The organism is Novosphingobium sp. (assembly GCF_032093395.1).
GTDB lineage: Bacteria > Pseudomonadota > Alphaproteobacteria > Sphingomonadales > Sphingomonadaceae > Novosphingobium.
The window spans coordinates 16,210-41,087 of the sequence record NZ_DAMDBA010000044.1 but is presented as its reverse complement, the minus strand read 5'-3'; the positions used below and the strand labels follow the sequence as shown (position 1 = coordinate 41,087).

General features: G+C 63.3%; 19 protein-coding genes and 1 pseudogene. 3 read left to right on the top strand and 17 right to left on the bottom strand.

What is annotated here, in order from left to right:
- Positions 1-49 precede the first annotated feature (49 nt).
- The 5 genes and pseudogenes from RT424_RS14905 to RT424_RS14885 form a co-directional block, all read right to left on the bottom strand.
- Positions 50-250 carry a hypothetical protein gene (locus tag RT424_RS14905; RefSeq protein ID WP_313439819.1) on the bottom strand — a complete coding sequence of 67 codons (201 nt, stop codon included), beginning with the start codon at positions 248-250 and terminating at the stop codon, positions 50-52.
- Between the two features lie 66 nt (positions 251-316).
- Positions 317-647, bottom strand: a pseudogene (locus RT424_RS14900) (IS3 family transposase); the annotation flags it as partial.
- Between the two features lie 651 nt (positions 648-1,298).
- Positions 1,299-2,333, bottom strand: a complete 1,035-nt coding sequence (locus RT424_RS14895) for a zinc-binding dehydrogenase (RefSeq protein ID WP_313439817.1) — start codon at positions 2,331-2,333, stop codon at positions 1,299-1,301.
- Complete coding sequence (locus tag RT424_RS14890; protein WP_313439815.1) at positions 2,330-2,881, bottom strand: nuclear transport factor 2 family protein; 552 nt, start codon at positions 2,879-2,881, stop codon at positions 2,330-2,332. Before RT424_RS14890 ends, RT424_RS14895 begins: the two co-directional genes overlap by 4 nt.
- Entirely contained in the window at positions 2,878-3,651 is a 774-nt protein-coding gene (locus RT424_RS14885) for an SDR family NAD(P)-dependent oxidoreductase (RefSeq protein WP_313439812.1), read from the bottom strand. Before RT424_RS14885 ends, RT424_RS14890 begins: the two co-directional genes overlap by 4 nt.
- An 83-nt stretch (positions 3,652-3,734) precedes the next feature.
- Here RT424_RS14885 and RT424_RS14880 point away from each other — a divergent pair, with 83 nt between their 5' ends.
- Positions 3,735-4,703, top strand: coding sequence for a LysR family transcriptional regulator (locus RT424_RS14880; RefSeq protein WP_313439809.1), 969 nt, complete (start codon positions 3,735-3,737; stop codon positions 4,701-4,703).
- Positions 4,704-4,906: 203 nt separating this feature from the next.
- On the opposite strand, the gene RT424_RS14875 is transcribed toward RT424_RS14880, so the two are convergent.
- From RT424_RS14875 to RT424_RS14840, 8 genes are all read right to left on the bottom strand, one after another.
- Positions 4,907-6,607, bottom strand: a complete 1,701-nt coding sequence (locus tag RT424_RS14875) for an alkaline phosphatase D family protein (protein WP_313439806.1) — start codon at positions 6,605-6,607, stop codon at positions 4,907-4,909.
- Complete coding sequence (locus RT424_RS14870) at positions 6,607-8,811, bottom strand: TonB-dependent receptor (RefSeq protein WP_313439803.1); 2,205 nt, start codon at positions 8,809-8,811, stop codon at positions 6,607-6,609. The genes RT424_RS14875 and RT424_RS14870 overlap by 1 nt, the downstream gene beginning before the upstream one ends.
- A gap of 263 nt (positions 8,812-9,074) precedes the next feature.
- Entirely contained in the window at positions 9,075-10,334 is a 1,260-nt protein-coding gene (locus RT424_RS14865) for a TetR/AcrR family transcriptional regulator (RefSeq protein ID WP_313439800.1), read from the bottom strand.
- Between the two features lie 32 nt (positions 10,335-10,366).
- The gene (locus tag RT424_RS14860; RefSeq protein ID WP_313439797.1) at positions 10,367-10,663 is read right to left on the bottom strand and encodes a hypothetical protein; all 297 of its coding nucleotides are present in this window, start codon (positions 10,661-10,663) and stop codon (positions 10,367-10,369) included.
- Between the two features lie 73 nt (positions 10,664-10,736).
- Complete coding sequence (locus RT424_RS14855) at positions 10,737-12,002, bottom strand: amidohydrolase family protein (RefSeq protein ID WP_313439794.1); 1,266 nt, start codon at positions 12,000-12,002, stop codon at positions 10,737-10,739.
- Position 12,003: 1 nt separating this feature from the next.
- Positions 12,004-13,422, bottom strand: coding sequence for an amidohydrolase (locus RT424_RS14850; RefSeq protein WP_409521508.1), 1,419 nt, complete (start codon positions 13,420-13,422; stop codon positions 12,004-12,006).
- Between the two features lie 123 nt (positions 13,423-13,545).
- Positions 13,546-16,620, bottom strand: a complete 3,075-nt coding sequence (locus RT424_RS14845; RefSeq protein WP_313439788.1) for a TonB-dependent receptor domain-containing protein — start codon at positions 16,618-16,620, stop codon at positions 13,546-13,548.
- Between the two features lie 78 nt (positions 16,621-16,698).
- Positions 16,699-18,420, bottom strand: coding sequence for an amidohydrolase family protein (locus RT424_RS14840; protein ID WP_313439785.1), 1,722 nt, complete (start codon positions 18,418-18,420; stop codon positions 16,699-16,701).
- Positions 18,421-18,756: 336 nt separating this feature from the next.
- On the opposite strand from RT424_RS14840, the gene RT424_RS14835 reads away from it, so the two are divergent.
- Positions 18,757-20,004, top strand: coding sequence for a cation:dicarboxylate symporter family transporter (locus tag RT424_RS14835; protein WP_313439782.1), 1,248 nt, complete (start codon positions 18,757-18,759; stop codon positions 20,002-20,004).
- On the opposite strand, the gene RT424_RS14830 is transcribed toward RT424_RS14835, so the two are convergent.
- From RT424_RS14830 to RT424_RS14820, 3 genes are all read right to left on the bottom strand, one after another.
- Positions 19,969-20,337, bottom strand: a complete 369-nt coding sequence (locus tag RT424_RS14830) for a LysR substrate-binding domain-containing protein (protein WP_313439779.1) — start codon at positions 20,335-20,337, stop codon at positions 19,969-19,971. The two genes, RT424_RS14835 and RT424_RS14830, sit on opposite strands and share 36 nt — an antisense overlap.
- A 91-nt stretch (positions 20,338-20,428) precedes the next feature.
- Entirely contained in the window at positions 20,429-20,872 is a 444-nt protein-coding gene (locus RT424_RS14825) for a DoxX family protein (protein ID WP_313439776.1), read from the bottom strand.
- Positions 20,872-23,259: a TonB-dependent receptor domain-containing protein gene (locus RT424_RS14820; protein WP_313439773.1), complete on the bottom strand. Its 2,388-nt coding sequence runs from the start codon at positions 23,257-23,259 to the stop codon at positions 20,872-20,874. Before RT424_RS14820 ends, RT424_RS14825 begins: the two co-directional genes overlap by 1 nt.
- A gap of 112 nt (positions 23,260-23,371) precedes the next feature.
- Here RT424_RS14820 and RT424_RS14815 point away from each other — a divergent pair, with 112 nt between their 5' ends.
- The gene (locus RT424_RS14815) at positions 23,372-24,277 is read left to right on the top strand and encodes a LysR family transcriptional regulator (protein ID WP_313439770.1); all 906 of its coding nucleotides are present in this window, start codon (positions 23,372-23,374) and stop codon (positions 24,275-24,277) included.
- On the opposite strand, the gene RT424_RS14810 is transcribed toward RT424_RS14815, so the two are convergent.
- Entirely contained in the window at positions 24,274-24,858 is a 585-nt protein-coding gene (locus RT424_RS14810; RefSeq protein ID WP_313439767.1) for a helix-turn-helix domain-containing protein, read from the bottom strand. The genes RT424_RS14815 and RT424_RS14810 overlap by 4 nt on opposite strands.
- Positions 24,859-24,878 lie beyond the last annotated feature (20 nt).

Below are 24,878 nucleotides of genomic sequence, written 5' to 3'. Positions count from 1 at the left end.
GGGTCATTGGCTCAGCAATCAGCGCCGTCTACGTGGGGCGCTCGCACCGCTAACTCCGCTCGATCAAAGAGCGGATGATCTCCGTCGCTTTGAGGCGATTGCATTCATCACCGGCGGAAAGCGCGAGGGTGAGGTTATCCAACTGTTCCCGATAATGGTGGGCCATGCTCGGATGAAGCGTCGGTGGGGGTTCCTTTGCCACTGCAAGCTCCGCTTCCAGATCGCGCTTTCTCGCTTCCATCTTCAGCATGCGCTGGTTGATCTTGTCGGCATTACCGCCACTGTCGTTCCAGGCCTGTCGTATCAACTCCGTCTATCGAGCATCTTCCCCGATGCCCGCTGGCTCAGAGGGCTCTTCCGCCAGGCATAGTAGCCACTGGGCTGGATGCGCAGGCATCGACACATCGACCGAACCTTGAACGGACTACGATACTCGGCAACGAACGCGTATCTCACTTTGCATCCCTGGCGAAATACGCGGTGGCCTATTTTAGGATATCGCGCTCCTCGGTCATCCGGGCCAGTTCGCGCTTCAACTGGCGGATCTCTGCATCCTTGCCGGCATCCCCAGACACCACCTCCGCCAGTTGCCGCTTCCAGGCATACAGCAAATTCTGACTGACGCCGAGCCGCTCGGGCTGCTCCTTCGTCGTCTCCTGTCCGCAAAATTAGGATAGAAGGCGTCCAGAAATCTCGGGGATACTCAGTTTCCATGGATGATCGATGCGACAAGGGAGAATAGTCAACACGATCTTGAGTTCAGGTCGGGTTATTCGGCAATCAGCGTAGCCATCCGAGCCCGCAGATTTTCGGTCAAGGCGGCAAGTCCTTCGCCATTGGGCAGATATATACTCGCCTCATAGAAGACATTCGGGTTTTTGCCCGTAAGATCGCACACGACGATCCGCGCACGATCAATCAGGTTTACGACATCCTGAATGACCGTGTGGTGCTACCACACGTTATCGGCGCGGTTTGTTTGTAGTCCCACGGCGGCAGCGGCAGCTTGGATCGCGCCGTAAACGTCCGCAATACCTGGGCTAAAAGGCATCATCACCGACACTAGGTTCGGGTCGATGGTCTCATGTTCCGGTATGTTGAAGACGGATGGCCGATTGGGGCGAGGTCGCCAATGAGTTTGCAGCGCACATTCTGGCAGTACGCTCATCGCCGTTACCAACTTGAGTACCTCGATTCTGTCTGAACTCGCGATGGGGGTACCGCCGTGCACGAATCCCATCATCGATTGATCGGAGTTAAGCCATTTGCGGCTGCTGATGAAGCGCTGAGCACTGCTGTCAAAAAGTGCGTGGATCGATCACGGTACGAATGGGCGCAAGCGGGCCAGACATACGGGAGACGGCATCGGACACTCCGCTTAGGCCAATGCGTTCACCGATCCAGGGGCATACGTCGATCCGGCCATCGGCGATAGATCGCAGTGCAAGCTCCATATCCTGCCCTTCCTCACCGCCGGCGAAGTGGATGGTCAGCCGTTTGTTCTGCGCGGCGAAGACATAGAATTGCTCCTGCTCCATGCAATATCCGCCCATCACGATCCGCGTTTCAAAGGCGCAGGCGGCGATGATCTCGGGCAGTAGGCCAGGCAGGCCGACATTCTCATAAATCAGGTTGGCACGGCGGTTGCCGAGATCGGGCAGCGGGGCATAAGGGGAAAGTTCGCGAGGATCGACCGCGATGTCAGCGCCCATGCGTATCGCCATCTCGCGCCGGTCTGTGTGAAAGTCGGCGGCTATGATTGGACCGATGCCCATCAGCTTGAGCCCAGCGATGACGCCGAGCCCGATGGCGCCGCATCCGACAACGAGTGGGATGTCGTCTCTTGAAGGCCTCCCGCGACGCGCGTGCTCCAGCCCCACCGCAAGCGGCTCGGTCATAGCCGCCATGTCGTCGTCGAGTTCGGAGGGAACCTCGATCAGTGTCGCTTCATCGAGCAGCATCAGTTCACCCCAGCCCCCCGGACAATCGTGGCTGAACCCGATCACCGCATGCGCGCCCTGCTGGCGCATTACCGGCAAGGACACGACCCGCCGCCCCGGCTTTACAGTGCGCTGGCTGCCGGGCCCGTAGTCGATCACCTCGCCTACATATTCGTGGCCGGGCACGAACGGACGGCTGAAGTCGAGCCCTGCATAAGGGCCGCCGAAACGCCGGGACAGGTCGATGACGTTCTGGCCCGAATGCAGAAAATGCTGCTCGGACGCGCACATGCCGCAGCTGTGCGTGCGGACGAGCGCCTGCCCCGTGGCTGGAACGGGGTCTTGCACCTCGGCGACGCGCACCGCGCCATTTTGGATGACCGCGGCCTTCATGATCCTTTCTCCATTCCGTACAGCATGTGATCCGCGGCCTCGGGATATCGGCCCAGGACTTCGTACGATGGATCGGTGCGGTCGCGGGTGGCCAGATCATGGCGCTGCATTTCGGAAACCTCCCGTACTTCGTCGAAATCGCGGATCGTCAGACGCTTCACCAGTCCCCAGCGACTGGCTCGCTTTTCCCATTGATCGATGTAGCGGTTCCAGATCGTCATCTGCCGTAACACGCCGTCCCGCTCGATCCGCAGCGATGCGGTGCAATAAGCCTCGCTCCCGGCACGGTCGCCATCCAGTGCGACCACGATGTTCGAGACCTGATGCGAATGGTGGAGCGTGTGGAGGTGCTGCGCGCAGATCAGATCGATCACACCCTTGCCCGGCCCCTGATAGACGTCGGCACCGTAATCCGCCCAACCATCCTCGTGCCAGATCGAATGACCCAGCGGCACATCGAGCCGATCGACCGAGCGGCAATAGCGGTAGATCAGATCGGTAATGGCGGTGCGATCAGCCAGCGCCGTAAGAGCTGCAGCCGCGCTCAATTTTCGGTTCCGTAAAGTTGGGCGGTGATCCTGCTTACCGCGACCACGCGCGCGCGCCGTTCCGCCGCCGATTGGGGAGACATTCCGGGCTCGTCGTCCGCCTGCCCGACGTTGTGGATCGGCCCATGCGGCAACCGCTCCAGCCCGAGACGCGCAACGTCCGCCGCGCTCCAGACATCCGCGGGCATATCCATGCCCTTATCGGCCAGAAACCGGCGGAATTCGGGCGTATCGGTACGTCCTAGCACCAGGGTCAAAACATCGACGCCATGCGGTTGCAAATCCGCCCACAAACCTTCGGCGAACCCCAGCATGAAGGCCTTGCTGCCGCTGTACGGCCCCATCGTGGCAGCACTGCCGTAGCAGGCGCCGGAATTGACAAGGAGAATGCCGCCTCTGCCCCGCGTCCGCATCGGCTTGGCGACATGGTGGCAGACCGCCAGTGTCGTCACGACATTGCGCTGAATAAGCTCCCGCCATGCTGCAAGCTCCACGTCGAGAAAGAGTTTGCCGTTCGGATCGCCGCCGGCGTTGCAGATGAGCAGGCCCACTTCGCGATCGCCGACCGCCTCCACGATCCGCTCCGGCGCATCGCCGAGGGCCAGATCGACTATCGCGCTGACGCACTCGACCCCGTAGTCTCCGGCAATCTCTGCCTTCAGCTGTTCGAGCGGCACCTTGCGCCGGGCGATAAGGACAGAGGGTATGCCCTCTGCCGCGAGCTGCCGCGCGAACTCGCGTCCGGTTCCTTCAGACGCACCTAAAACCAACGCCCAGGGCCCATATCGCTGCGGCAAGCCCATAATCCCTCTCTCCCTTATCGCTTTGGCCGAAATCTAAATGGCTGTCTGATATGCCGCCAATACAATTAGAGCGTTCGCGATATAACAGATCAGCATATCACGGAGAGTCGGCTTTGGAACTCAAGCAACTGCGCTACTTTGCGAGGATCGCCCAGGACGGCTCGCTTACAAAAGCCGCCGGGGTTCTCGGCATAGCGCAGCCGGCGCTCAGTCGGCAGATGCGGATGCTCGAACAGGAACTCGGCATCGCCTTGTTCAAGCGTACGGCGCGTGGGATGAACCTGACGGATGCCGGCGACAATCTGCTCGCCGCGATCGCCGGCCCCCTTCACGAAATCGACCTCGCCACGCGAAACATCAGGACGCCCGATGATCGGATCGAGGGTGAGTTCACCATCGGCATGCCGCCGGGCCTCGGTGAAGTATTCGGCCGCCCTTTCGTGCATTCGGTAAAGCAGAATTATCCGGAGATTCGGCTACGCATCGTCGAGGGGAATACCGGGAGCCTTCAGGACTGGCTGGTCCGGGCCGTGATAGACTTCGCGGTTCTTGAAGAGCAGGCAGCAGATGCACGCCTGTCGCAGCGATGCGTGCTGGAGGAACCGCTGATGCTCTTCGTGCGGGATTCCGCGCCGGATTGCGGTCCGCTGGATTTTGTAGAAGCGTCGAGGCTGCCTTTGATCCTGCCCTCCCATCATCTCGGTATACGCAAGACCATCAACGCCGCAGCCATCGCCGAGGGCGTTGCAGTAAGCCCGACGATAGAGATCGACGATCCTCACCTTGCGCTGCGGCTAGTCGACGACAAATTGGGCTGCGCGGTTCTGCCGACATGCCTCTCGAAGCTGGCGGAAGGTTACGGCAGACTGTCGGGCCAGGCTTTTTCCGATCCCAAACTCAATTATCGGCTGTTTCTCAGCTTTCGAGATCAAGCACGTTTCCATCAGGGGCGTGCGGAAAATTGCGTACTCGACCTGCTGGCGGCGGCGATCGGGCATCATGCTCCTGCATCCGAATGACGATTTCCAGCGGCGCGCGAATGCCTGTCGCGATGGTCGTACATGGCCCGATAGGACATCCCGGATCGGAGCTTTCATAAGCGCTCGTGGCCGAACAGCGTTGGGGAGCAGGCCCCTCCTTGTCGTACATGTGTTGCCTCTCCTGAGGCGGTTTAGCGGCTCGCAGGCCCTGAATTAACAGGTTGCAATTCAGAGCCGGGCCGTCAGTCCAAGTGCCAACCACTCAGGCCGGCGGGTGCGATCCGGGCGCTGGCGTGCTTGGCGATGTCCAACTTCCCCGTCACCTTCCGGGGGGTTAGAACGCGGACGAAATCGGCATCTACGCCCTTGGCGGTGAGCGACACCGTGATGAAGCCCACAGCCCGGGGATCGCACCAGCGCACGTCGCGGTTGTCGTCGGCGAAGGCTTGTCCGATGGGACCGGGCGGCAGTATCAGTTCGCCGATGGAGGGGCCGGTCAGCGTCGATGCCGAGAGTTCGAGGCCGATCCGTCGCTCGCCATGGTGAAGTTCGTTGATCCACGCCATATGGCTGTCGCCCGAGAGGACCAGGAGGTTGGCGCCGTTCGCCTCGAACAGGTCGTAGATTTTGTCGCGCTCGCCCGCATAGCCGTCCCAGGAATCGACGTTGAGCAGGGGCAGGCCGTGCCGGGTCAGCTCGTACATCGGCGCCAGAGCCGCCTTGCCGCCAGGATAGCGGGTAAGGTCGGGATAGATGTAGCTCGACAGGATGGTGGCGCTGCCGAACAGGAACCACGACCGCCCGGCCTGCTTGTGCCCGGCCAGTTCGTCGGCCAGCCACTGCCGCTGTTTGGCGCCGATCATCTCGCGGTCCGGGTTGGCGAGCTTGCGGCGGAAGCCTTCGACGTCGGGCTCTCGGGTGACGCCTTGCGGCAGGGCCGTGGGGTCCAAGCCCTTCAATTCCGCGGGATCGACTATCACGCGCCGTGCCCCGCTGCGGCGGTCGACCAGATGCCAGTCGAGATCGCCAGTCAGGGACAGCTGCTGCTGTCGCGCCATCAGCCGGGTCTCGGGCAAAGCCAGCGTCGCCAGGTCGCCGAACGCGAAGCTGCGGGTGATGCCGTAGGGATCGGCCTTTGCCGGATCACGGATCGGCATCCATTCGAGATAGGCGCGCACCGCCGCCGCCTTGCGCTGTTCCCAGTCGCCGTTCACCGCCGGATCGTGGTGTTGGGCGCCGTGCATCCAGTCGTCGTTGGCGATCTCGTGGTCGTCCCACATGCAGATCCACGGCGCGCGGGCGTGGGCATCGCGCAAGGCCGGATCGCGCCGCCACTGCGCGTAGCGCGCGCGGTAATCGGCCAGCGTCACGGTATCGTGCGGCGGTTCGATCGGGCGCTGGTCCATGACCCCTGGCATCGAGGCCGCACCGTATTCGTAGATGTAGTCCCCGACGAAAAGCACGATGTCGACCGCGTCGCGATCGGCGATTGCGCGATAGGCGTGGAATTCGCCGAACATGTACATCGCGCAGCAGGCAAGCACGATGTCGAGCCGTTCGACAGGGCCCACGGGAAGCGTCTTCGTCCGGCCACTGACGGAAACGGCGTCCAGCGCGCGGAAGCGGTAGAAGTAGTCCCGACCCGGCGTCAGCCCTTCGGCGATCACCTTCACGGTATGGTCGCGCGCCGCCGAAGTGGTAAAGGTGCCCTGCGCGGCGATGTGTGCGAAGCGCTCGTCCTCGGCGATCTCCCAGATTCCGCTGACGGGCTGGCGGGCAGGGTCGGTTACGCGGGTCCAGAGCAGGACGCTGTCGGCATGCGGGTCGCCGCTGGCGACGCCGTGTGCGAACACGGTCTGGCCGCGCGCCGCCGCCGGGTTGGCGGCGAGCAGAAGCCCGCCCGCCGCCGAACCTGCCAGAACCGTGCGCCGGGTCAGCGCCATCAGAAGCGCGCCCCCAACGAGACGCCCCAGGTGCGCGGGGCGCCGCTGAAGGCCTGCGTGGCCGAACCGCCGGTGGTATAGTCCACATCGGCGATGTTGCGCACGAAGCCCGCCACCGTCCAGCGGTTGTCGATCTTCAGGTCGACGCGCGCATTGACCAGCGCGAAGTCGCCGACCGGCGCGGTATTGTCGAGGTCGCCGTAATAGGCATCGACGTAGCGCGCATCGACCTGCGGGGTCAGGGTGATGCGATCGCTGAGGGCGAAGTCGTAGCGGATCGAACCGTTCAGCGTCATGTTCGGCGCAAAGGGCAGCGCATTGCCGAGGCGGGCCTGCTCCGCCGCGGTGATCGCCTCGATCTCGGTGATCTTGGTGTCGAGCAGGGCGACGCCGAAGTTGATCGCCATGGCACGCACCGGGCGCACGGTGAAGCTGGCCTCGCCGCCATAGCTGCGCGCCTTGCCCACGTTGGTGCGCACGCTGGTCGTCGCGCCGTCGTAGGTGCGGAAGGAGCCGGCCTGGATGTTGGCGAAGTCGTAGTAGAACCCGGCCACCTCGAACTGCACGGGACCGCGCGAGGGCATGAACTTCACGCCGCCCTCGTAAGCCCAGACCTTCTCCGACTTGAAGGCGTCGGCCTCGGGCGTGGACCAGATCGTGCTGCCGTCGAAGCCGCCCGCCCGGAAGCCGCGCCCGACCGAGGCATAGACGCTGGCATTCTCGCTCAATTCATACGTGACCGTGGCGCGACCCGAAGGGCTCGTCTCGTCGAGCGTGTTGTCGAACTCCGCCGGAAGCGCGAAGGCGATGCTGCCGATCGACGCGCCGTAGGGATTCAGATCGTAGGTGTAGCCGCTGAAGCGGTTCTTCTCGTGGCTGATGCGCAGGCCAAGATCCACGCGCAGGCGCGGCGCGACGCGGAAGTCGACGTCGGCGAACCCGGCAAGGCTCTCGCGGCGCTGGAGGTAGTTCGCCTCGAAAGTGGTGCGGAAGGTGTCGGAACCGTCGAGGACGCTGAACAGGCGGATCCTGTCCTTGAACCAGGCGCCACCCACGGTCCAGTTGATGTCGCCCGGCTCGCGGTTCTGCAGGCGCGCCTCGATCGAACCCTGCTGCACCTTGTCTCGATAGTCGATATCGAACGTGCGCGCCGTCGACCCGTCGTCCCATTCGAACTGGCTCTTCATCCATTCGTAGCCGCCAAGAACGGTGAGGAGCACGTCCTCGCCGATGTCCTGCTCCAGCGTGATCGAGCCGCCAAGATTCCTGCGGCTGCGGCTCGGATCGATGTTGCCGTAGTAGCTGTAGGCGGGCGCGCTGCCATTGGTGGGCTGCCCCTGCGCCTGGCCGCCGTGGTCCTTGAAGCCGTGGACGTTGACCAGCACCTGCGTGCCGGTGCCCATGCCGACGGAAAGCAGCGCGCGGGCGCCGTAGAATTCGGAATGCGCGGTCTTGTCGTCGCGGCCCGGATCGGTGTTGCCGGGAATGACGCCGGGCAGCGGCGTGCTGCCGCCCGCGCCGTTGGCGCCCAGCAGCGTCAGGTAGCCATCGGTGCGGTCGTAGAGGCCCGAGACGCGCAGGGCCACCGTCTCGGCCAGCGGCACGTTCATTGCGGCCTCGCCGCGAACGGTGTTGAAGCTGGAGTAATCGAGCGTGGCGAAGCCTTCCGCCCGGTCGGACGGCTTGCTGGAAATGACGTTGACCGCGCCCGCCGTGGTGTTGCGGCCATAGAGCGTGCCTTGCGGACCTTTGAGGATCTCGACCCGCTGGACGTCGAACATCTGGCCGCCGATCAGAGCCGAGGACCCCTGGTAGATGCCGTCGAAGTGGACGGCGGCGGACGGGTTGCCGTTGGGGCGGAAGTCGTCGAAGCCGATGCCGCGAATGGTGAAGTTCTGGACCGTCGGGCCGCCGACCAGCGAGGTCGAGACGATCACGCCCGGCGTCTGCTGCGCCATGTCGACGAACGTTTTCACGCCGCGTTCGCGCAGGGTCTCGCCTTCGATCACCAGCACCGAGGACGGCACTTCGAGCAGGGTCTGCTCGCGCTTGTTGGCGGTGACGATGATGTCGTTGCCGGCGGCTGCGGCGCCCGCATCTCCCGCGGCTTCTCCGGCGCCTGCCTGAGCGGCGGCGGCAGGCATGGCGCCCGCGACCAGAAGCGCGACGACCGACGTGCCTGCTGCGGCACGGACCCTGTTCATGTAACGGTAGTTCAACTTTCGCTTCCCTGTTCTTGCCAAGCCGTCCCCACGTTCAGGGATGTCCGGCAGCGCCCATTTCCAGATGCCCCACCACACGGTAACGGCAATTCAACGAGTCGGCGCCTAGAGGGATAATGCGTCAGTTCAGTGACGTCGGTTCAAATTACCGGAACGGAAAAAGCGGCCAATGACGACCAGAAAGTCAAGAAACTCAGGCGCTTTTCACGCTCGGGAGCGGCAAGAAAAAACGCTGGTTCAAATTTTCAGCTGACGCTGTCCGTCAGCGCGCGAAGCACTGCGACCATCTCGCCGGGGCTATCGGGCGGCGTCGGCGCACCGATTCGCGCAAGGGCATGGGCCTTGATCCAGATCGAGAAGGTGGAGGCCGCCGCCGGGTCCAGCCTGTGCTCGCGGGGCCACGCGGTGAGGCTGGCGTGGTGGATGCCCATCCCTTCGATCGCGCGCAGCTGGCGCACGAGCTGGACAAGCTCGCCCCGCTGGCGGGCCAGCAGGCACACCTGCCCCAGGATGCGGGCATAGCGCACGTAGAACCCGCGCGACCCTTCGCCCGGCACCGGATCGACGGCGGCCTGCAGTCCATCCAGCCACCCTGCCCGCGCCTCGTCGTCAGTGCGGTGGCTCCGGTCGAGATAGCCCGGCAGTTCATGCATCATCGCCCGCCAGATCGCCGCCGAAAGGAACGCTGCGAAATCCCCGTAGTGATAGATGATCAGCGACGGGGGCACGCCTTCTTCCATGGCGATGCGCCGCAGGTTGATGCCGTCGATGTCTTCCGCGGCGATGCGCTGGGCCACCGTGGCAAGCAGTGGCTCCATCGGCGCGGCTCCTTCTGCCTGCCCGTCCGGTTCGGGGAAGGCAGCGGCGCGCGCCCATGCGAGGATGGGATTGTCCGCCTCCGGATCGGCGGCGATGCGGCGCGTGCAGGCCGCGCGGGCGGTGGCGCGAAGCAGCTGGTCGTATGCGGGCTCGCAGCGTAGGGCGGTGCAGAATGCCTGCTCCATGATCGTATAATCCGCCAGCAGATGGATGTGCGAGGGCGAGGACGCAGGTGCCGCCGCAGCCCAGAATGTGCTGCGGATATCGCGCCATGCGCGTACCCTCGGCGCCGGATCGGTCAGCTGCTCGGCACGGAGCGTAGCCTCAAGACAGAAGCGTGCCGTGAGGGAGGCGTCGGCGGCGAGCACGTAATAGGCCACGAGTTCTGTCAGCGCCGCAGGCTCCTGAGGGAAACCGCCGAGTTCGGCAAGCAAGGCATCGTGGCGCTGACGCTCGCCCGCCACTGCATGATCGAGCGCGGCATCAATCAGGCCCTGCCGTCCACCGAAGTGCTGGAAGATGACCGTCGTGCTTTTGCCGACCTGCGCGCTCACCGAGCGGAGGCTGACGCCGTCGAACCCGTCTTCATAGGCCATGCGCAGCGTCGCTTCGAGCAGCGCATGGCGCAGCGACGCTTTCGCATCAGGCGATGGGCTTTTCGGATTATCGCGCGAGCTCGAAGTCATCAACGGTCCCATGCCGTCGGGTGCATGTCACCTCAAGGATAAATTGTCAGCAACCAACGGGGGAGTGCAGCGGCTGCGCCGTGGTCTGGACGTTCGAGGACAAGCCGGGGCTCTACCACATTAGCGCGGGAACGCTTGACCAGCAGCGCGGCGGGGACGGCGCAGTTCGTTGCGCACACCCGCATCTGCTTGTGGCTCAACCACTCGGCCAGTGCCTCGGGTCCCGGTTGGGCGAGGAGGTTGTTGTTCTCGGAAGGATCGTCGGTGAGATAGTAGAGTTCGTCGAGATCCCAGATGCCGTGAAGAGCGGGCGTCTGCGGTCCGCTCACCGCATTGGATAATTGTCTGGCCCGAGATAAAAATCTCGGGCCTTCTTTTAGCGGCACCGTCAGCCGCTTGCGCTCATTCCCGATAGCGATCGCGTAGTTCTTCGGCGCGAGAGGTCAGCGGCTGTTCCTGTCCGCCGACGATAATGCGTAAAGCCTCGCTGAGCGGTTCGAGCGGATCGCCGCCCCAGATCACGAGATCTGCACGCTTGCCGGAGGCGATGGAGCCGACCTGGCCGTCCAGCCCGAAAATCCGGGCCGGAGCGAGCGTTACAGCCTCGATCGCCTTCGCGTAGGGCAGTCCGCGCGACACGGCGATGCCGGCATTGTAGCGCAAGTCCCGGACGCGCGGGCCGCCGTCGTTCCCTTCCACGGCTATATCGACACCGGCAGCCGACAGCCGCTTGGCGTTCTCCAGCGTAGCGCCCAGCAATTCGAAGCTCTGGGGCACGTTTGCAGTGGGATTGAGCAGGACCGGGACACGTGCGGCGGCGATCTCCGGAGCGACCATCCACCCTTCTTCGGCGCCGCTCAGGATCACGCGCAGGCGGTATTCCCTGGCGAGACGCAGCACTTCGGAAATGTCGGATGCGCGATGGACATCGACGATCAGCGGCAAGGTGCCGTCCAGAACGGGCAACAGGGCTTCGAGGTCCGGGCGTGAGAGGCCAAGATCGCGCAAGTTGCCGCTGTCGTAGGCGGCCTTGTGCGTGCGGTAGAACTTCACGTTGTCGAGCAGACTGCGCAGTTCCACGAATTCCGCCGCGCGCGAACCGCCGGCGCGGGTGGCGCCGTCCTCGCCGAATTCCAGGACCATGCCAACCCGAGCCTTGAGCAGCAGGCGCGCGCCCTGGCCGAGCGAGATTGCCGCCGCCTGACCGCCGAAGGGAAGCTGTCGGTCCTCGTCGCGATCGTCATAGCCCGGAACGACGATCGCGCTGGTGACGCCGCCAAGCCGCGCCACCGGGATCAATGTCGAATTCCCGTTCAGTCCGTACTGGACATCGAAGGCGGCGCTGATCTGTTTGTTGCGGTTGCGGTCGTCTCGCGTACCGCTGACCGAGCTTACCTCGGTAAGTCCGAGCGCCGTGTTGACCGCTACGAGACCGGGTGTGACGATGTGGCCTTGGGCATCGACGATCCGCGCGCCGGAGGGCACGGCGACGCCTTTGCCGGCGGCGGCGATCACGCCGTCCCGCACGACGATCGTGCCGCTATCGACTTCGCCTACTGGCCCTGGGGTGAGGATATGGGCGTTGACGATTGCCAGGGTCTCGGCTCCGGCCGGAAAAGCGGCAAGCGATGCGGCGATGGCAAGAGAACTGATGAAGCTGCGCAGCATGTCAAAGCCCTCCGTTGGGCTGGCCGAGTTCGAAGTCGGAGCGGTGGTTGTTCCGGGGGGTGTCGGCATCATGGACGAGCGCACCGTCGATGAAGACCTTCTCGGCGATCGCGTAAACGCTGAAGGGATCGCGGGTCCAGAGCACGACATCGGCGTTCTTGCCGGTTTCGAGCGTGCCGGTCCTGTCGGCAATGCCCATGATCCGGGCCGGATTGGCGGTGAACCACTTCACGGCCTCGGCTTCCGGAATGTCGATCCCGGCGCGGCGACCGGCGGCCAGTGCAACCGCGCTTTCCACATTGAGGCGCTGGGTCAGGCGCTGCTCGTCGGAATGGATGGCCACGCAAACGCCCTTCTCGGTAAGAATGGCGGCGTTTTCCTCGATGCCGTCGTAGGCTTCCATCTTGAAGCCCCACCGTGTCGCCCAGATCGCGACGCAGATGTCGTTTTCCTTGAGCAGATCGGCGATCTTGTACGCTTCCACGGCATGGTGGAAGGCGCGGGTCTTGTAGCCGAACTCCTTGGAAACGTCGATCATCACCGCCATCTCGTCGGCGCGATAGCAGTGGTTCTGGACGAGGATTTCGCCCTTGAGCACGCCGGCCATGGTTTCGAGAGCGAGATCGCGCTTGGGCGCCTCGGCCGCTTCGCCGCGTTCGCGCTTGCGCTCGTAGCCATCCCACTTGCGGGCATATTCGGCGGCGTCGATCCAGGCCTTCCGGAATCCGGCGACTTCGCCCATGCGGGTTGCCGGAGCGCGGCCGCGGCTGCCGTAGCGGCCCTTGGGGTTTTCGCCGCAGGCGATCTTGAGCGCATAGGGCGCGCCGGGGAACTTCATCTGCTGCTCGGTCACGGCAGGCACGTTCTTCACGGCCACGCCGCGTCCGCCGAACAGGTTCGCCGAACCGGGCAGGACCAGCAGCGTGGTCACGCCGCCGGCGCGCGCCTTGTTGAAGACGGGGTCCTGAGGCCAGATCGAGTGCTCGGCCCAGACTTGCGCGGTATTGGGGTCGATGTTCTCGTTGCCGTCGGCATGACCCTGAACGCCGGGCGCCGGGAATACGCCGAGGTGCGAGTGGGCATCGATGACGCCGGGCGTCACCCACTTGCCGGTGCCGTCGATGATCGTGGCGCCCGCGGGCGGAGTCACGTCGGCACCGACGGCAAGAATCGTGCCGCCGTCCATGACGACCGTGCCGTGCTCGATCCGGAGGCCGGTGGCGGTGAGGATCGTCGCATTGACGATGGCGGTCTGGACCGAGGGACGGGGGCGGTAAGTGCTGGGATAGGGATCGGCAGGAGAGGCGGGTGGTTTCGCGCCTGCGATCGGGGTCGGCTCGGGCGCGCGACGAGCTTGCGCGCCCCCGGTTGCACACGCGGAAAGCGACAGCGCGAAGGAGAGGGCGGCAAGGCCGATCATTGAACGACGGTGCGTCAGCGGTTGGCGGTTTCGGATGCGCACGAGCGCTTCTCCTGTTCGGGGGACGGGTGGGGTGATGCCCGGCCTTTTCCTATGATGACGGAAAAGCCGGGCAGAAGCGGATCAGAACGACTTGCGGACGCTGGCGTACCAGTAGCGGCCGTAAGGCTGGTACAGCGCGCCGTTGTAGCCGTAGGAGCCCGAGTCCAGCGGCGGCTTTTCGTTGGTCACGTTGCGGGCACCGATGCGGAAGCTCGTGCCGTCGAGTGCGCCGTCCCGGAAGGCGTATTGAAGGTAGAGATTGGCGGTGACCTGGCCCTTGACGACCCAGTCGTTACCGGCGGAATCGGTCAGCCCGGTGTCATCGACGCTGCTGATGTACTGGGTGAAGGCGCCGACGGTGAGGCCGCCGAGACTCCAGGTCAGCGAGCCGGAAAGGCGCCACTTGGGCAGACCATCCTGGCGCACGAGATCGCCGCCGCCGGTGATCGCGGTTCCGGCGTTGATCTGGCCCGCATCCCGCGCTTCCAGCAGGGCGGCGATTTCCGGCGAAGGCGCGCGGTAGTACTTGAGGAGGCGTGCGGCATTGACGTTGACGGCGAAGCTGCCGATGCCGGTATCGCGCAATTGCCAGGCGAACGTCATGTCGAGCCCGCGCACGGTCTGCGGTTGCAGGTTGACGTACTGGTCCTTGACGTATTGGACGACGCCGACCGGGGCCAGGTCGGTTCCGGCCACGAGCGCCACGTCGTCGGCCGTGGGCGCTAGACGGATGACGTTGGGGTTCGACGAACCCTGCTGGCGCAGCAGATAGTCGAGGATCAGCGCATTGCCCTCGCCGAACAGGCCGACGATGCCCTTCTGCTTGATCTGCCAGTAGTCCACGGTGAAGGTGAAATCACCGAAGCGCGAGGGGATGAAACGCGGTTCCAGCACGGCGCCGAACGACCAGTTGGTGGAGGTTTCGGGCTTCAGGTCGGGATTGCCCGAGCGCTGCGCGGTGGCGACGTAAGACTGCGAGCAATTGGCGAAAGAAGCGATGCGCCCGGCCTGAAGGTCCGCCTCGCAGCGCACGTAGTCGGTGCGGGTGTTGCCGCGCGTCACCAGTGAGGCGTTCATCTGTTCGAGGTTGGGCGCGCGGAAGCCCTGGGCCCAGGAACCGCGCAAACGGATGCCGTCCACCACGTCCCAGGCTGCGGCGACCTTGGGTTTGGCGATGCTGCCAAAGTCGCTGTAATGCTCGTAGCGGCCCGCCACCTGCACTTCCAGCTTGCGCACCAGCGGCACGTTCATTTCGGGCGAGACCAGCGGGATGGCGAGTTCCGCATAGGCTGCGCCCACCGTGCGCGCACCGAAGGTGTCGGGCGTGGGGCTGACGCCGAACAGGTCGCTGGGCTGGACCGTGCCGGTCACCGTGTCTGTCCAGGTGATCGTGCCGTCGACGCGGGAGTCGCGGTCGTCGAGCTGGGTGTCGCGGCGCAGTTCGACGCCGGCCGCAAAGCCGACATTGCCGCCCGGGAGCGTGAGCAGGTCGGGCGTGGAGATCTTGAAGTCGCCGAGGGCGAGGGTCGTCTTGCCGCGACGCTTGGCGACGACCGATATGGCGTCCAGTGCGGCCTGGTTGCTGAGCGTCGTGTCCACGCCCGAGGGATTGGCCAGATTGCCGCCGTTGAACGGATTGTAGGCATTGGGGGTCGAGAGCGCGAGATTGGCCTGAAGCGCGGTGGCGCTGACACCGGTCTGACGGTCGACGACGGTCGCTTCGGAGTAGAGGCCCGCGGTTTCCCAGTTGAACTTGCCGAACGTGCCGCGCAAGCCGAGCAGGAAGCGGGTCTGCTGGTTTTCCACTTTGACCCGCGTCGGGCCAAGGTCGCCGAAGCGGTAATTGGTGATCGTGACCGGAAGGCCGGCTGCCGGAATGTTGAGGCCGGCGATCCGGTTGGGATTGGCCGTGCCGTCGGGCAGGGTGGCAGCCCCGAACGGGTTCCAGTAATTCGAGGCCGGGATCGTCATCCTGATCGACCCGATCGAGAACACGCTGTCCTGCACGCTCTCGGTCTGCGCCAGGTAGTAACCGGCTTCCCCGAACAGCGTCAGGTCGTCGGTCAGATCGTAGTGGGCGGTGGTGAAGAGATTGATGCGCTTGAGCGAGGGAATGACCGAGAGCGGATAGTTGGCCTGGCCGTCCGAACGCAAGTTGCGGTCGGCGCCTGCGGTGGCGCGGTTACCGTCATCGAGACAGATGCCGTTGCCCAGGCCGATCTGGCAGCCGCTGTTGGTCGCCGGCTGGATATGGAACTGGCCGGAGGCATTCGTCAGCGCCGTGCCGTTCGCGCGAACGGTTCCGAAGCTTGCCGGCGTCTGGAAATCGCCCCAGGGGCTGAGCGTGCTGCGACGGTCGAGCGAGGTTGCACCCTCGAAGCGGGTTCCTTCGAACAGCGGACGCTTGTCCGCCGAAGCGGTGAAGTCCTGATCGGTGGAATCGAGCGCGGTGCGGTCGGTATAGCTGAAGGCGAGCGTGAAGTTCCCCCGGTTCTCCGCGAAGTTGTGGCCGAGAAGCCCGTTGACCTGAAGTTCGCGCAGGCCGGTGCCTTCGGCGCCGCCATACTGGACTTCGACGTGGCCGCCTTCGACATCGTCGCGAAGCACGGTATTGACCACGCCCGCCACCGCATCGGTGCCGTAGATGGCCGCCGCACCGTCGCGCAGCACTTCGAGGCGGTCCAGTCCGGCGACGGGGATGGCATTGCTGTTGTAGGTGATGACAGGCACGAGATTGCCGTCGGCCTGGCTGCCCGGATGCTGGACGACACGCCGGCCGTTCAGCAGGACCAGCGTGTTGCCCACGCCGAGATTGCGCAAGTTGATCGAGCCCACGTCGCCGCGCGCGAAATTGCTGCTGGTGCCGCCATTGGTGCTATTGAATGAAACGTCGCCCATCTGCGGGATCGAGCGGAACAGCTCGTCGCCCGAGACCGCGCCCACGGCGTCGATCTGCGAGCGGTCCACCACAGTGACAGGAAGCGCTTCATTGACTTTGGCGCCCTTGATCTGGCTGCCGACGACGACGATCTCGCTGGCCTTGGCACCGTCGGATGCCTCGGTGCCGTCCTGCGCATGGGCGGTCTGGGCGATGCTCAGGCCGAGTACGGAAGACGCAAGAAGAACCTGCCTGAAACAGGCGCGACGATTACGCATGTGAAACTGTCCCTGTTGAGTTGCGCGCCCGTAACCGGCGCGCGGGTGATGATGTCCGCGCGTTCGGCGCGGTTGCGATCAGTAGAAACGGATGTCGTCGATCTCGAACGCGATGCGCTCGCCCGGTGCACGCTGGGCACCGAGTTCGACCTGGACGATACCGTCGCCGGTCCAGGCAGGACCTGGCCCCTTGCGGCTCGGCACGGCCTTGAGGTCGCTGAAGGGCACGTCGATCGAGGTCCAGCCTTCGCCTGCGCCGAAGTCCCTGCTCCACCGACCGTCGAGGCCGTTGAACTGTAGGCTGTAGGACCCCGCGCCCTTCACGGCGAAACGGATGCCCGTGTAGCGATGGAGATCGACGGGACGCACCGATCCGCGCGTGAGCGGGATGGCGACACCGGCATAGGCTTCCGCTTTCTGCGCCATGCGGGCGGAAACGAGCAGGGCATGGCCGCCGCCGTCGCGGGGAACGATCTGCGAAATCTCCACCGTGCGGTCGAGGCCGCCGTCGCCGGTTTCGAGGCGCAGGGTATCGAGGCTGGAGCGACCGTCCGGGCGTTCGAAATCGTCGACGAGCGACGCGACTTGCGCGGAAGGCAGGCGATCGCTTTGATTACCACTAGGAAGTGCCGGTGCGCCGCGGCCAAGCACGAGCTTGCCGTCCACGAAGACCCTGTCGACCTTGCGAATGTCGGCGATGTCGTTCCAGGGCTTGCCGCCGACTAGGATGAGGTCGGCGCGCTTGCCCGGCGCGATCGTGCCGCGATCCTCGTCGAGATGGAGGATCCGGGCGCTGACCGACGTGGCGGCGGTCAGAACCTGCGCAGGCGACAGGCCGGCGCGCACCAGGAGTTCCAGTTCGCGAATGGTAGAGGCGCCGTGCGGTGTGCCCGGCATCCCCGCGTCGGTGCCGACGCCGATCGGCACGCCTGCGTCGAACAGGGCCTTCGCGTTGAAGAGCGCATTGTCGAACTTGGCGAAGGACTGCGCGACCTTGGGATCGCTGCGATCGCGCGGCGCGCTGCCGGGCTTCTGCGGCTCGTAGACGGCCAGGGTGGGGATGACGGCCATACCGGACTTGCGGATCAGAGCGATGGTATCCGCGTCGAGACGGCGATCCTGCATCGAGTGCGCCAGCGAATCCACCCCGGCGCGCGCCGCTGTCACGCCGCGATCGACGGTGACGGTGTGGGTCAGCACTTCGAGGCCGTTCGCATGCGCAGCCGAGGAAAGCGCCGCCAGCGTGGCTTCGTCCATGCTGGTGTTGTCCGCCGCCGTGCCGTAGCGCCATCCGTCGGCAAAAGCCTTGATGAAGTCCGGCTTGTAGGGAAGCAGGCTTTTTACCGCCGCCCGTGCGGCTTCCGGCGTATTGATCCAGATCGTCGTCGCCTGATCGCCCCAATCGGCGCCGTGACCGCCAGGCGTGCTGATGCGGGCGGCGAAAGCGACATGGGGCGAGGCGATTTGGGCAAGCCATTCCCGGCGCGGAAGATAGGATTCGGGCTGCTCATGGAAATCGCTGACCGAGGTGACGCCGTTTTTGAGGTATTCCGTCGCGATCTGCGGGGTCGTTGCCGGAACGCCGGACGGCGTCCAGTGCGAATGGAGGTCGAAAAGGCCAGGGAGAAGGGCTGCACCTTTGGCGGCGATCTTTCGGGTTCCTGTAGGGAACCGCAGGTTCGTTCCCACCTGCAAGATCCGGCCGTTCTCGATGAGCACGTCGGCCTTCCGGGGCTCTGCCCCCGTTCCATCGAAAACGGTCGCGCCGACGATGGCGAGAGTGTCTTGAGGCGCGGCCACCGCCGCGGATGGCGATGCTGCGAGAACGGGCAAGACGACTGCCGAAAGGGCGGCAGTGCGCAGAAAGGCGCGTGACAAGATGACCCCCTGTAGAGCTATTGGTACGATAACGGCGAGGGCCTGGCGTTGTCGCCTCGGGAAAAGCTCCCGGCTTCAGCCTTGGGAGAGTCGCCTCATGTGCTTCGGCAGCTATTCTCAACCAATTTGGTTGTCAATGTGTTTGGTGCGAGAACAATGTGATTTTTGAACGAAAAAGTTCGACACGACCACTCTCGGTTTATCGGGCCTCTTTATGCGAATGGCGCCTAAATTCGGTGCCTTCGTTGGGAGAGCACATTGTCGCGCGTACTGAAGCCGCTTTATGTCCAGATGGTTATCGGCATTCTTGCCGGGATTGGGCTGGGCTGGGCGTGCCCGAAGGTCGCCGTGGACATGGCGCCTTTCGGCATTGCCTTTGTGAAAGCCATGCGAATGATGGTGCCGCCGGTCCTGTTCTGCACGATCGTCGAGGGCATCGTGAGACACGGCGCGGCCCGCGATACCGGCACTACAGTGTTGCGCAGCGTCGCGGTGTTTATCATCGTGACCGTCGCGGCGCTGCTCATCGGCCTGTCCGTCGGCAGTCTCCTGCAACCGGGCAATGGGTTGAGCGTGCCTGCGAGTGTGCTCGCAAGCGGCGAATTGCAGCAACATCTGTCTTCCGAGAGGATCGACGGGCCGGGAGACTTCCTTATCCGCATGATCCCCGAGACGTTGTTCTCGGCCTTTACCGCCGGAGACGTGTTGCCGGTCCTGTTCGTAGCGGGCCTCGTCGGTTTCGGGTTGCTGCGCATCGGCGAGCAGGGCAAGTCGATCGTCCGAGCAGTCGAAGCTCTGACCAAGCTTCAGTTCACGATCTTTGGTTTCTTGATCCGCGCCGCCCCGGTCGGGGCGTTCGGCGCAATCGCCTTTACCGTGGGAAGCTACGGGCTCAGCTTCATCGGATCACTCGGACTTCTGATCCTCACTCTGGCGATCGCGTGCGGAACTCTGCTGGCGGTGCTCCTTATCGCCGTGCGCATCGCCACCGGAATCCGGCCGGGTCACCCCATCCAGACGTTTCGCGACGAGTTTCTAATCATCCTTGGGACCTCTTCGACGGAAGTCGTGCTGCCCAGACTCATTACCAAACTTGAAAGTTTGGGGTGTCCGCGCAGTGTGGTCGGTCTGACGGTTCCTCTGGGATATACTCTCAATCTTGCAGGTACTGCGGTCTATCTGATGGTGGCGACCCTGTTTCTCGCCGAAGCGCTGGGCATCGATCTGCCGCCGGAGCGGCTCGCCGTCTACTTTGCCGTTATGCTGATTACGTCGAAAGCTGCGGCGGGTGTGACCGGGAGCGGGTTCTCGGCCTTGCTGTTAACCCTTTCGCTGCTTCCCGACGTCCCTATCGCGGCTGCCGCCATGCTGATCGCGGTCGACCGACTGCTGTCCGAATTCCGAGCCGTCACCAGCGCAACCGCCAACATAGCCGCGTCGCTCCTCGTTTCACGCTGGAACGGTGCCACGCTACTTCGTGGCGCTACTCCAGGCCGCTTCCAGTAAAGCCAAAAGCCTCATGGCGGCTGGCGATAGCGGCGCGTTGGGGCGGCGAAGAACGCCAATCGTTCGGAACACCGATTCGCCTTGAATGGGCCGCCAGACGAGGTCACGCGCTTCCGGGCCCATACAGGCAAGTCTTGGGAGAACCGAAGGCCCTAGGCCGGCGTCGACAAGAGCTATGGCAGAGCTGAGGCGTGTGACCTCGTAGAACTCACTCGCTTTTCGCCCGTGAGCCGGAAATGACTCCGCGAATTTGGTTTCGCTCTGTTCCGTCACCGCAATTGCTCGAACTGCTGCGGCTGTGAGGGCAGACGGCGCGGCGTCATGCTGCCCCATGGCTGGCTGTTCCCCGGGCAGAGCCGTACCGACCCGATTTCGTCGTGGAAGTTTCTCCCGCTTCGTTTGCCGTGAATGATTAAGATCCGCATCATGTATGACGGGTCACCTGCTGCTTGAACCTGCCGAAGAAAACGTGATCAACGCTCCATTTTCCTGCACCAACGACGCTGAGCAGCAGAAAATTGAAACAGAAGAGGACCGCGAGTTCACCTTTATTGAGGATTGGATAGAAACCCATCGGCGCGTGAACCATGAAGTAGGCGACCGCCATCATCGCCGAGAGGATGAAGGCCACCGATCGGGTGAACAGTCCCACGGTCAGCAAAATGCCGCCAACGAGTTCAAGTATCCCAGCGAACCCCATCAGGCCGAAGAGCGGCACGATCCCAAATTCTGAAGGAGCGGGATAACCCAACAGCTTCTGAGTGCCGTGTGTGAGGAATAGCAAGCCCGCGGCCACACGCAGCAAAGACAGCATCGTCGGCGCCCAGCGTTCGTGCCATGCAAGCGGTTCAACGATATCGCCTTGCATCAGAACTTTACCCCGGCACGCAGGCCGTAGGTCCGGGGCGGAGAAGTCACCACGGTGGCAGCATTAGCGGCGTTGTAGGTAAGACCCGCAACCGGCACGCGATTGTTCTCGATGTTGCGCACGAACGCGCCGATCGACCATCTTTCGCCTTCTGGCGTGAAGGTGAGATTCGCATTGGTGACCCAGGTGTCTCCGACCCGTTGCTGAGGGAGATACTGGAAGGCAACATAGCGGCTCGTGCGATATTGCGTGTCGGCTGCGAAGATCAGCTTGTAGTCGCCCAGTTCAAGCGTCTGCTGGGCGCCGAGATTGACGGTCCACTTCGGTGACTGGTAAGCTTGGTTCCCCGAGCAGTTGATATCGTACTGCCCAGCGGCGGTTGCGCTCGGTGCGTAAGGGCAGCCCGTGAGCGGCGGCGTTGCGCCGATCGGCTCGCGGTAAATGAAGTCCTTGAACTTGGCATCAAGATACTGGACCTGGGCGCTGAGTAGCGTCGTAGGCGTGAGCAAGAATTGCGCCTCGACCTCGAACCCCTTGTTGGTCGAGCGTCCGGCATTTTCGGTGAACTGGCCCTGGTTGCCGGCCGCATCAACGCCGGTGTGATTGATCTGCTGGTCGCGGTACTTCCACAGGAATGCTTCCAAATTGATCTGCAAGCGATTGTCGAAGAAGCGGTTCTTGAGCCCAACGGTATAGGCCGTAATGTATTCCGGATCGAAAGTCTCGTAACCGGCGGAAAGCGAGAAGCCGCCCGACCGATAGCCGGTCTCGACGCTGGCATAGAAGAGCGAGCGCGGTGCGAAGTCGAATTCTAGACCCGCCCTCCAAGTGAGCTTGGAACGAGTAAGTTCGGATTGAACCGGCGTCACCGCCCGGATCAGGATCGCGCCGCTGGAGCCGATGGGCGTGACCCCGCCGACGGGCGGGACGATGAAGGGCGGCTGCAATTGCGTGTAGTTGTCGCCTACGGGAAGGAGCGGAGTGGTCGGGCAGCTCGGCACGAAATTGACCGTCCGGGTGCAGCGCACGAGAAAGACGTCGGCCCGACCGTCGAACTGCTTTTCATCGCGGGTCCAGCGCAGGCCGCCGATCAGACGCAACCTGTCGCTCAGATTAGCGGTAAGGCGCCCGAATACAGCATAAGAGCGAGTGTCGGACTGGAATTCCTGGTAAGCGTTGAGTGCCTGCTGCGCGAAGGTGTAGTTGCCGTCGACGTTCTCGTCGAACATGTAGGCGCCAAGAATATAGTCGAATATTCCGATGCGCTCGCCGGCAAACCGCGCTTCGAGGCTGAACTGTTCATCTTTTTCCTGAATGTAGCCAATGAACCCGGGCGCTGCAAATTTATTGTCCAGGTCCGAGTAACGCCAGGCTGGCAAAATTGTCAGAGTTCCCGCGCCGGTTTTCCAGGTGATCTCGGCGCTTGTTCCGTAGAATTTGTTGTTGAGATAAACATCTGGATCGAGGGGCGCGGCTGTGCGTCCTGAAAGACCAAGAAACAGGGTCTGACGGTATGCTTGCGAGGCAGGGTCGAGCAGACCGACAGAGGCATCTAGGCCCGACGGTATGAAAGAAAGCCCGCCTGCACCGTTCGGTACATAACGGCCCTGATAAGTCGATCCGGCGCCCTTGCCGCCGGTCTGCGAATAGTCTCCGCTTACCCGGATCGTCAGATCGGGCGTGAGTTCCGCCAGGTATTGAACGCGGAAGGCGCGGCTGCGGTCGTCCGAAGTTCCATCGGAGAGATACCCGTCATGCTGCGTCAGGTTGCCCGAGACGCGTAATGCGCCGGTTTCGCCGATCGGGACGTTGACGGCGCCTTGGAGGCTTATCGCGTCGTAATTGCCATAGCTCGCATCGACAAAGCCCGAAAATTCACCGATCTTTGGCTTTGCGGGCAAGACGTTGATGGCGCCACCAGTGGCGTTGCGGCCATACAGAGTTCCCTGCGGCCCTTTGAGAACCTCGATGCGGTCGAGGTCGTAGAACATGCCTGAGGTCGAGGTCGGTCGTCCGAGATAGACGCCGTCATAGTTGAAGGCGATCGCAGGATCGCTGTATCCATTCACCGTGAAGTTGCCGACGCCGCGCAAGAAGAACACGGCGTTCGCGCCGCCATTCTGCTGAACAGTCAGAGCCGGCACCAGCTTACCGATGTCTGAGGAACTAGTGACACCGGCTCTGGAAAGTTCGTCGCCGCCGACAACATCGATCGCAAGACCGGCTCGCTGTGCGCTCTCGACCTTGCGCTGCGCTGTAACGACGATTTCAGTAAGACCGGCCGGCGACACGCCGGTCTCGGCTTGTGCCGTCTCATCCTGCGCGTGAGCTGTCCCTGTTGCCAACACCAGCGCCAGTCCGCCGCCGACCATCCACGATGTACGCACGTTCTTCTCTCCCCAATGCTTCTACGAGCTTGTGGGAAGAGGAGTGCTCGACGACTTGCCAACGAGCAAATTTTTTGTTTTTGTAGATATGCACAAACAGGATCAATAGATCATGCGCCTCGACAAATTTGACCTCAACCTGCTCATCGCGCTCGAGCTGCTGTTGGAAGAGCAAAACGTCACGCGGGCCGCACAGCGTGCCAATCTAACGCAATCGGCGATGAGTGCAGCGCTGGGACGGTTGCGGATTGCGCTCAACGATGAATTGTTGGTGCCGCATGGCCGCAAGATGGTGGCCACCCCGCATGCTCTGGCGCTGGCTCCCCTTGTAACCGAGGCGATCGGCAATCTGCGCGCGCTTATTTCGGGCGCTACCGCTTTCGACCCGGCAACTTCAGATCGCCGCTTCGACATTGCCGCGTCCGATTACGTCTCGACGGTCCTGCTTAGCCCCTTGTTGCCCAAGCTGAAGCAGGAAGCGCCGCACATCAAAATCAACATGGTGCTCCCCACGCACGATACGGTGCTGCTTCTCGACGACGGCAAGCTCGATTTTCAGGTAACGCCTGAAGAATTTTTAGGTCCGAACCATCCAAGCGAGCTCCTTTTTGAGGAGCGACACGTTGTCGTCGGTTGCCGATCTAACCCGGTCTTCAAAGACGAAATGACCAGCAAGGCCTTCCATGGATGTGGCCATGTCGCGGTGCGGATCGGCGGCGTTCCCACATTCGCGGAGCGCCATATGGCGCAGCAAGGCGATGAGCGGCGGATAGAGGTCACGACGATCTCGTTCTCCCTAGTCCCATGGCTCTTGCCGGGTACAAATCTGCTTGCCTTGATGCATGAGCGCCTGGCGCGCACTTATGCGCCCTTGCTCGGTTTGGAAATCCGCGCCGTGCCTTTCCCGATGCCGGCGATGCGCGAAATGTTCCAGTATCACACGGCCCGCGCGTCCGATGCCGGTCTCATCTGGTTCAAGCAGCGCTTGCTGTCCGCCGCGAAAGCCAGCCCTAGCTAGCTCTCGGACGTCGTGAACTCTGATAATCCCGTCATCTTTCCATCGGGGACGGCTGCTTTGAGGAGTTGCGAGAGCAATCGGACTGCTGCTTTGTTCTCCTCGCTATGGGGAAGGTAGCGCTCCGCAATCGAAAGCCCGCGGATCGACCACACCATCAGCCGCATGACGGTGCGCGCGAGCACTTCGTCGCCGCCGAACGCGCCCTGCATCACTACCAACGCCGATCGTTTGACTTCCTCCTGCATTGGAACAACGAATTCGGCCAGTTCGGAGTCGCTGCGCGTTGCCTGAAGGATTTCCAGCACGGCAAGTCCCGCTGGCCGCGACAGCACTGCCCAAAGCTGATGGGGCCAATCGTAAAGGTGATCGCCCAAGCCGGTCGCCTGGCGAACCTTCTCGTACTCCGCCATTTCGCCTTCGAAGACGTGTCTTACGACTTCGGCCATTAGCGCCGCGCGAGTGCCGAACTGATGAAGCAAGGCACCGCGCGAAACGCCGGCGCGCTGGGAGATCAACGCAGTATTGGCGCCCGCATAGCCCTTCTCATCTATAACGGAGATCGCACCTTCGATCAGCGCCAAGCGCGTGCGTGCGGTTCGTT

What these genes read in the sequence shown, in the direction of transcription:
- RT424_RS14845 (WP_313439788.1), bottom strand. Translation starts at nt 16,620, where the DNA reads ATGCGTAATCGTCGCGCCTGTTTCAGGCAGGTTCTTCTTGCGTCTTCC.
- RT424_RS14880 (WP_313439809.1), top strand. Translation starts at nt 3,735, where the DNA reads ATGCCGCCAATACAATTAGAGCGTTCGCGATATAACAGATCAGCATAT.
- RT424_RS14905 (WP_313439819.1), bottom strand. Translation starts at nt 250, where the DNA reads ATGCTGAAGATGGAAGCGAGAAAGCGCGATCTGGAAGCGGAGCTTGCA.
- RT424_RS14815 (WP_313439770.1), top strand. Translation starts at nt 23,372, where the DNA reads ATGCGCCTCGACAAATTTGACCTCAACCTGCTCATCGCGCTCGAGCTG.
- RT424_RS14855 (WP_313439794.1), bottom strand. Translation starts at nt 12,002, where the DNA reads ATGCTGCGCAGCTTCATCAGTTCTCTTGCCATCGCCGCATCGCTTGCC.
- RT424_RS14875 (WP_313439806.1), bottom strand. Translation starts at nt 6,607, where the DNA reads ATGGCGCTGACCCGGCGCACGGTTCTGGCAGGTTCGGCGGCGGGCGGG.
- RT424_RS14870 (WP_313439803.1), bottom strand. Translation starts at nt 8,811, where the DNA reads ATGAACAGGGTCCGTGCCGCAGCAGGCACGTCGGTCGTCGCGCTTCTG.
- RT424_RS14865 (WP_313439800.1), bottom strand. Translation starts at nt 10,334, where the DNA reads ATGACTTCGAGCTCGCGCGATAATCCGAAAAGCCCATCGCCTGATGCG.
- RT424_RS14825 (WP_313439776.1), bottom strand. Translation starts at nt 20,872, where the DNA reads ATGCAAGGCGATATCGTTGAACCGCTTGCATGGCACGAACGCTGGGCG.
- RT424_RS14830 (WP_313439779.1), bottom strand. Translation starts at nt 20,337, where the DNA reads ATGGGGCAGCATGACGCCGCGCCGTCTGCCCTCACAGCCGCAGCAGTT.
- RT424_RS14850 (WP_409521508.1), bottom strand. Translation starts at nt 13,422, where the DNA reads ATGATCGGCCTTGCCGCCCTCTCCTTCGCGCTGTCGCTTTCCGCGTGT.
- RT424_RS14895 (WP_313439817.1), bottom strand. Translation starts at nt 2,333, where the DNA reads ATGAAGGCCGCGGTCATCCAAAATGGCGCGGTGCGCGTCGCCGAGGTG.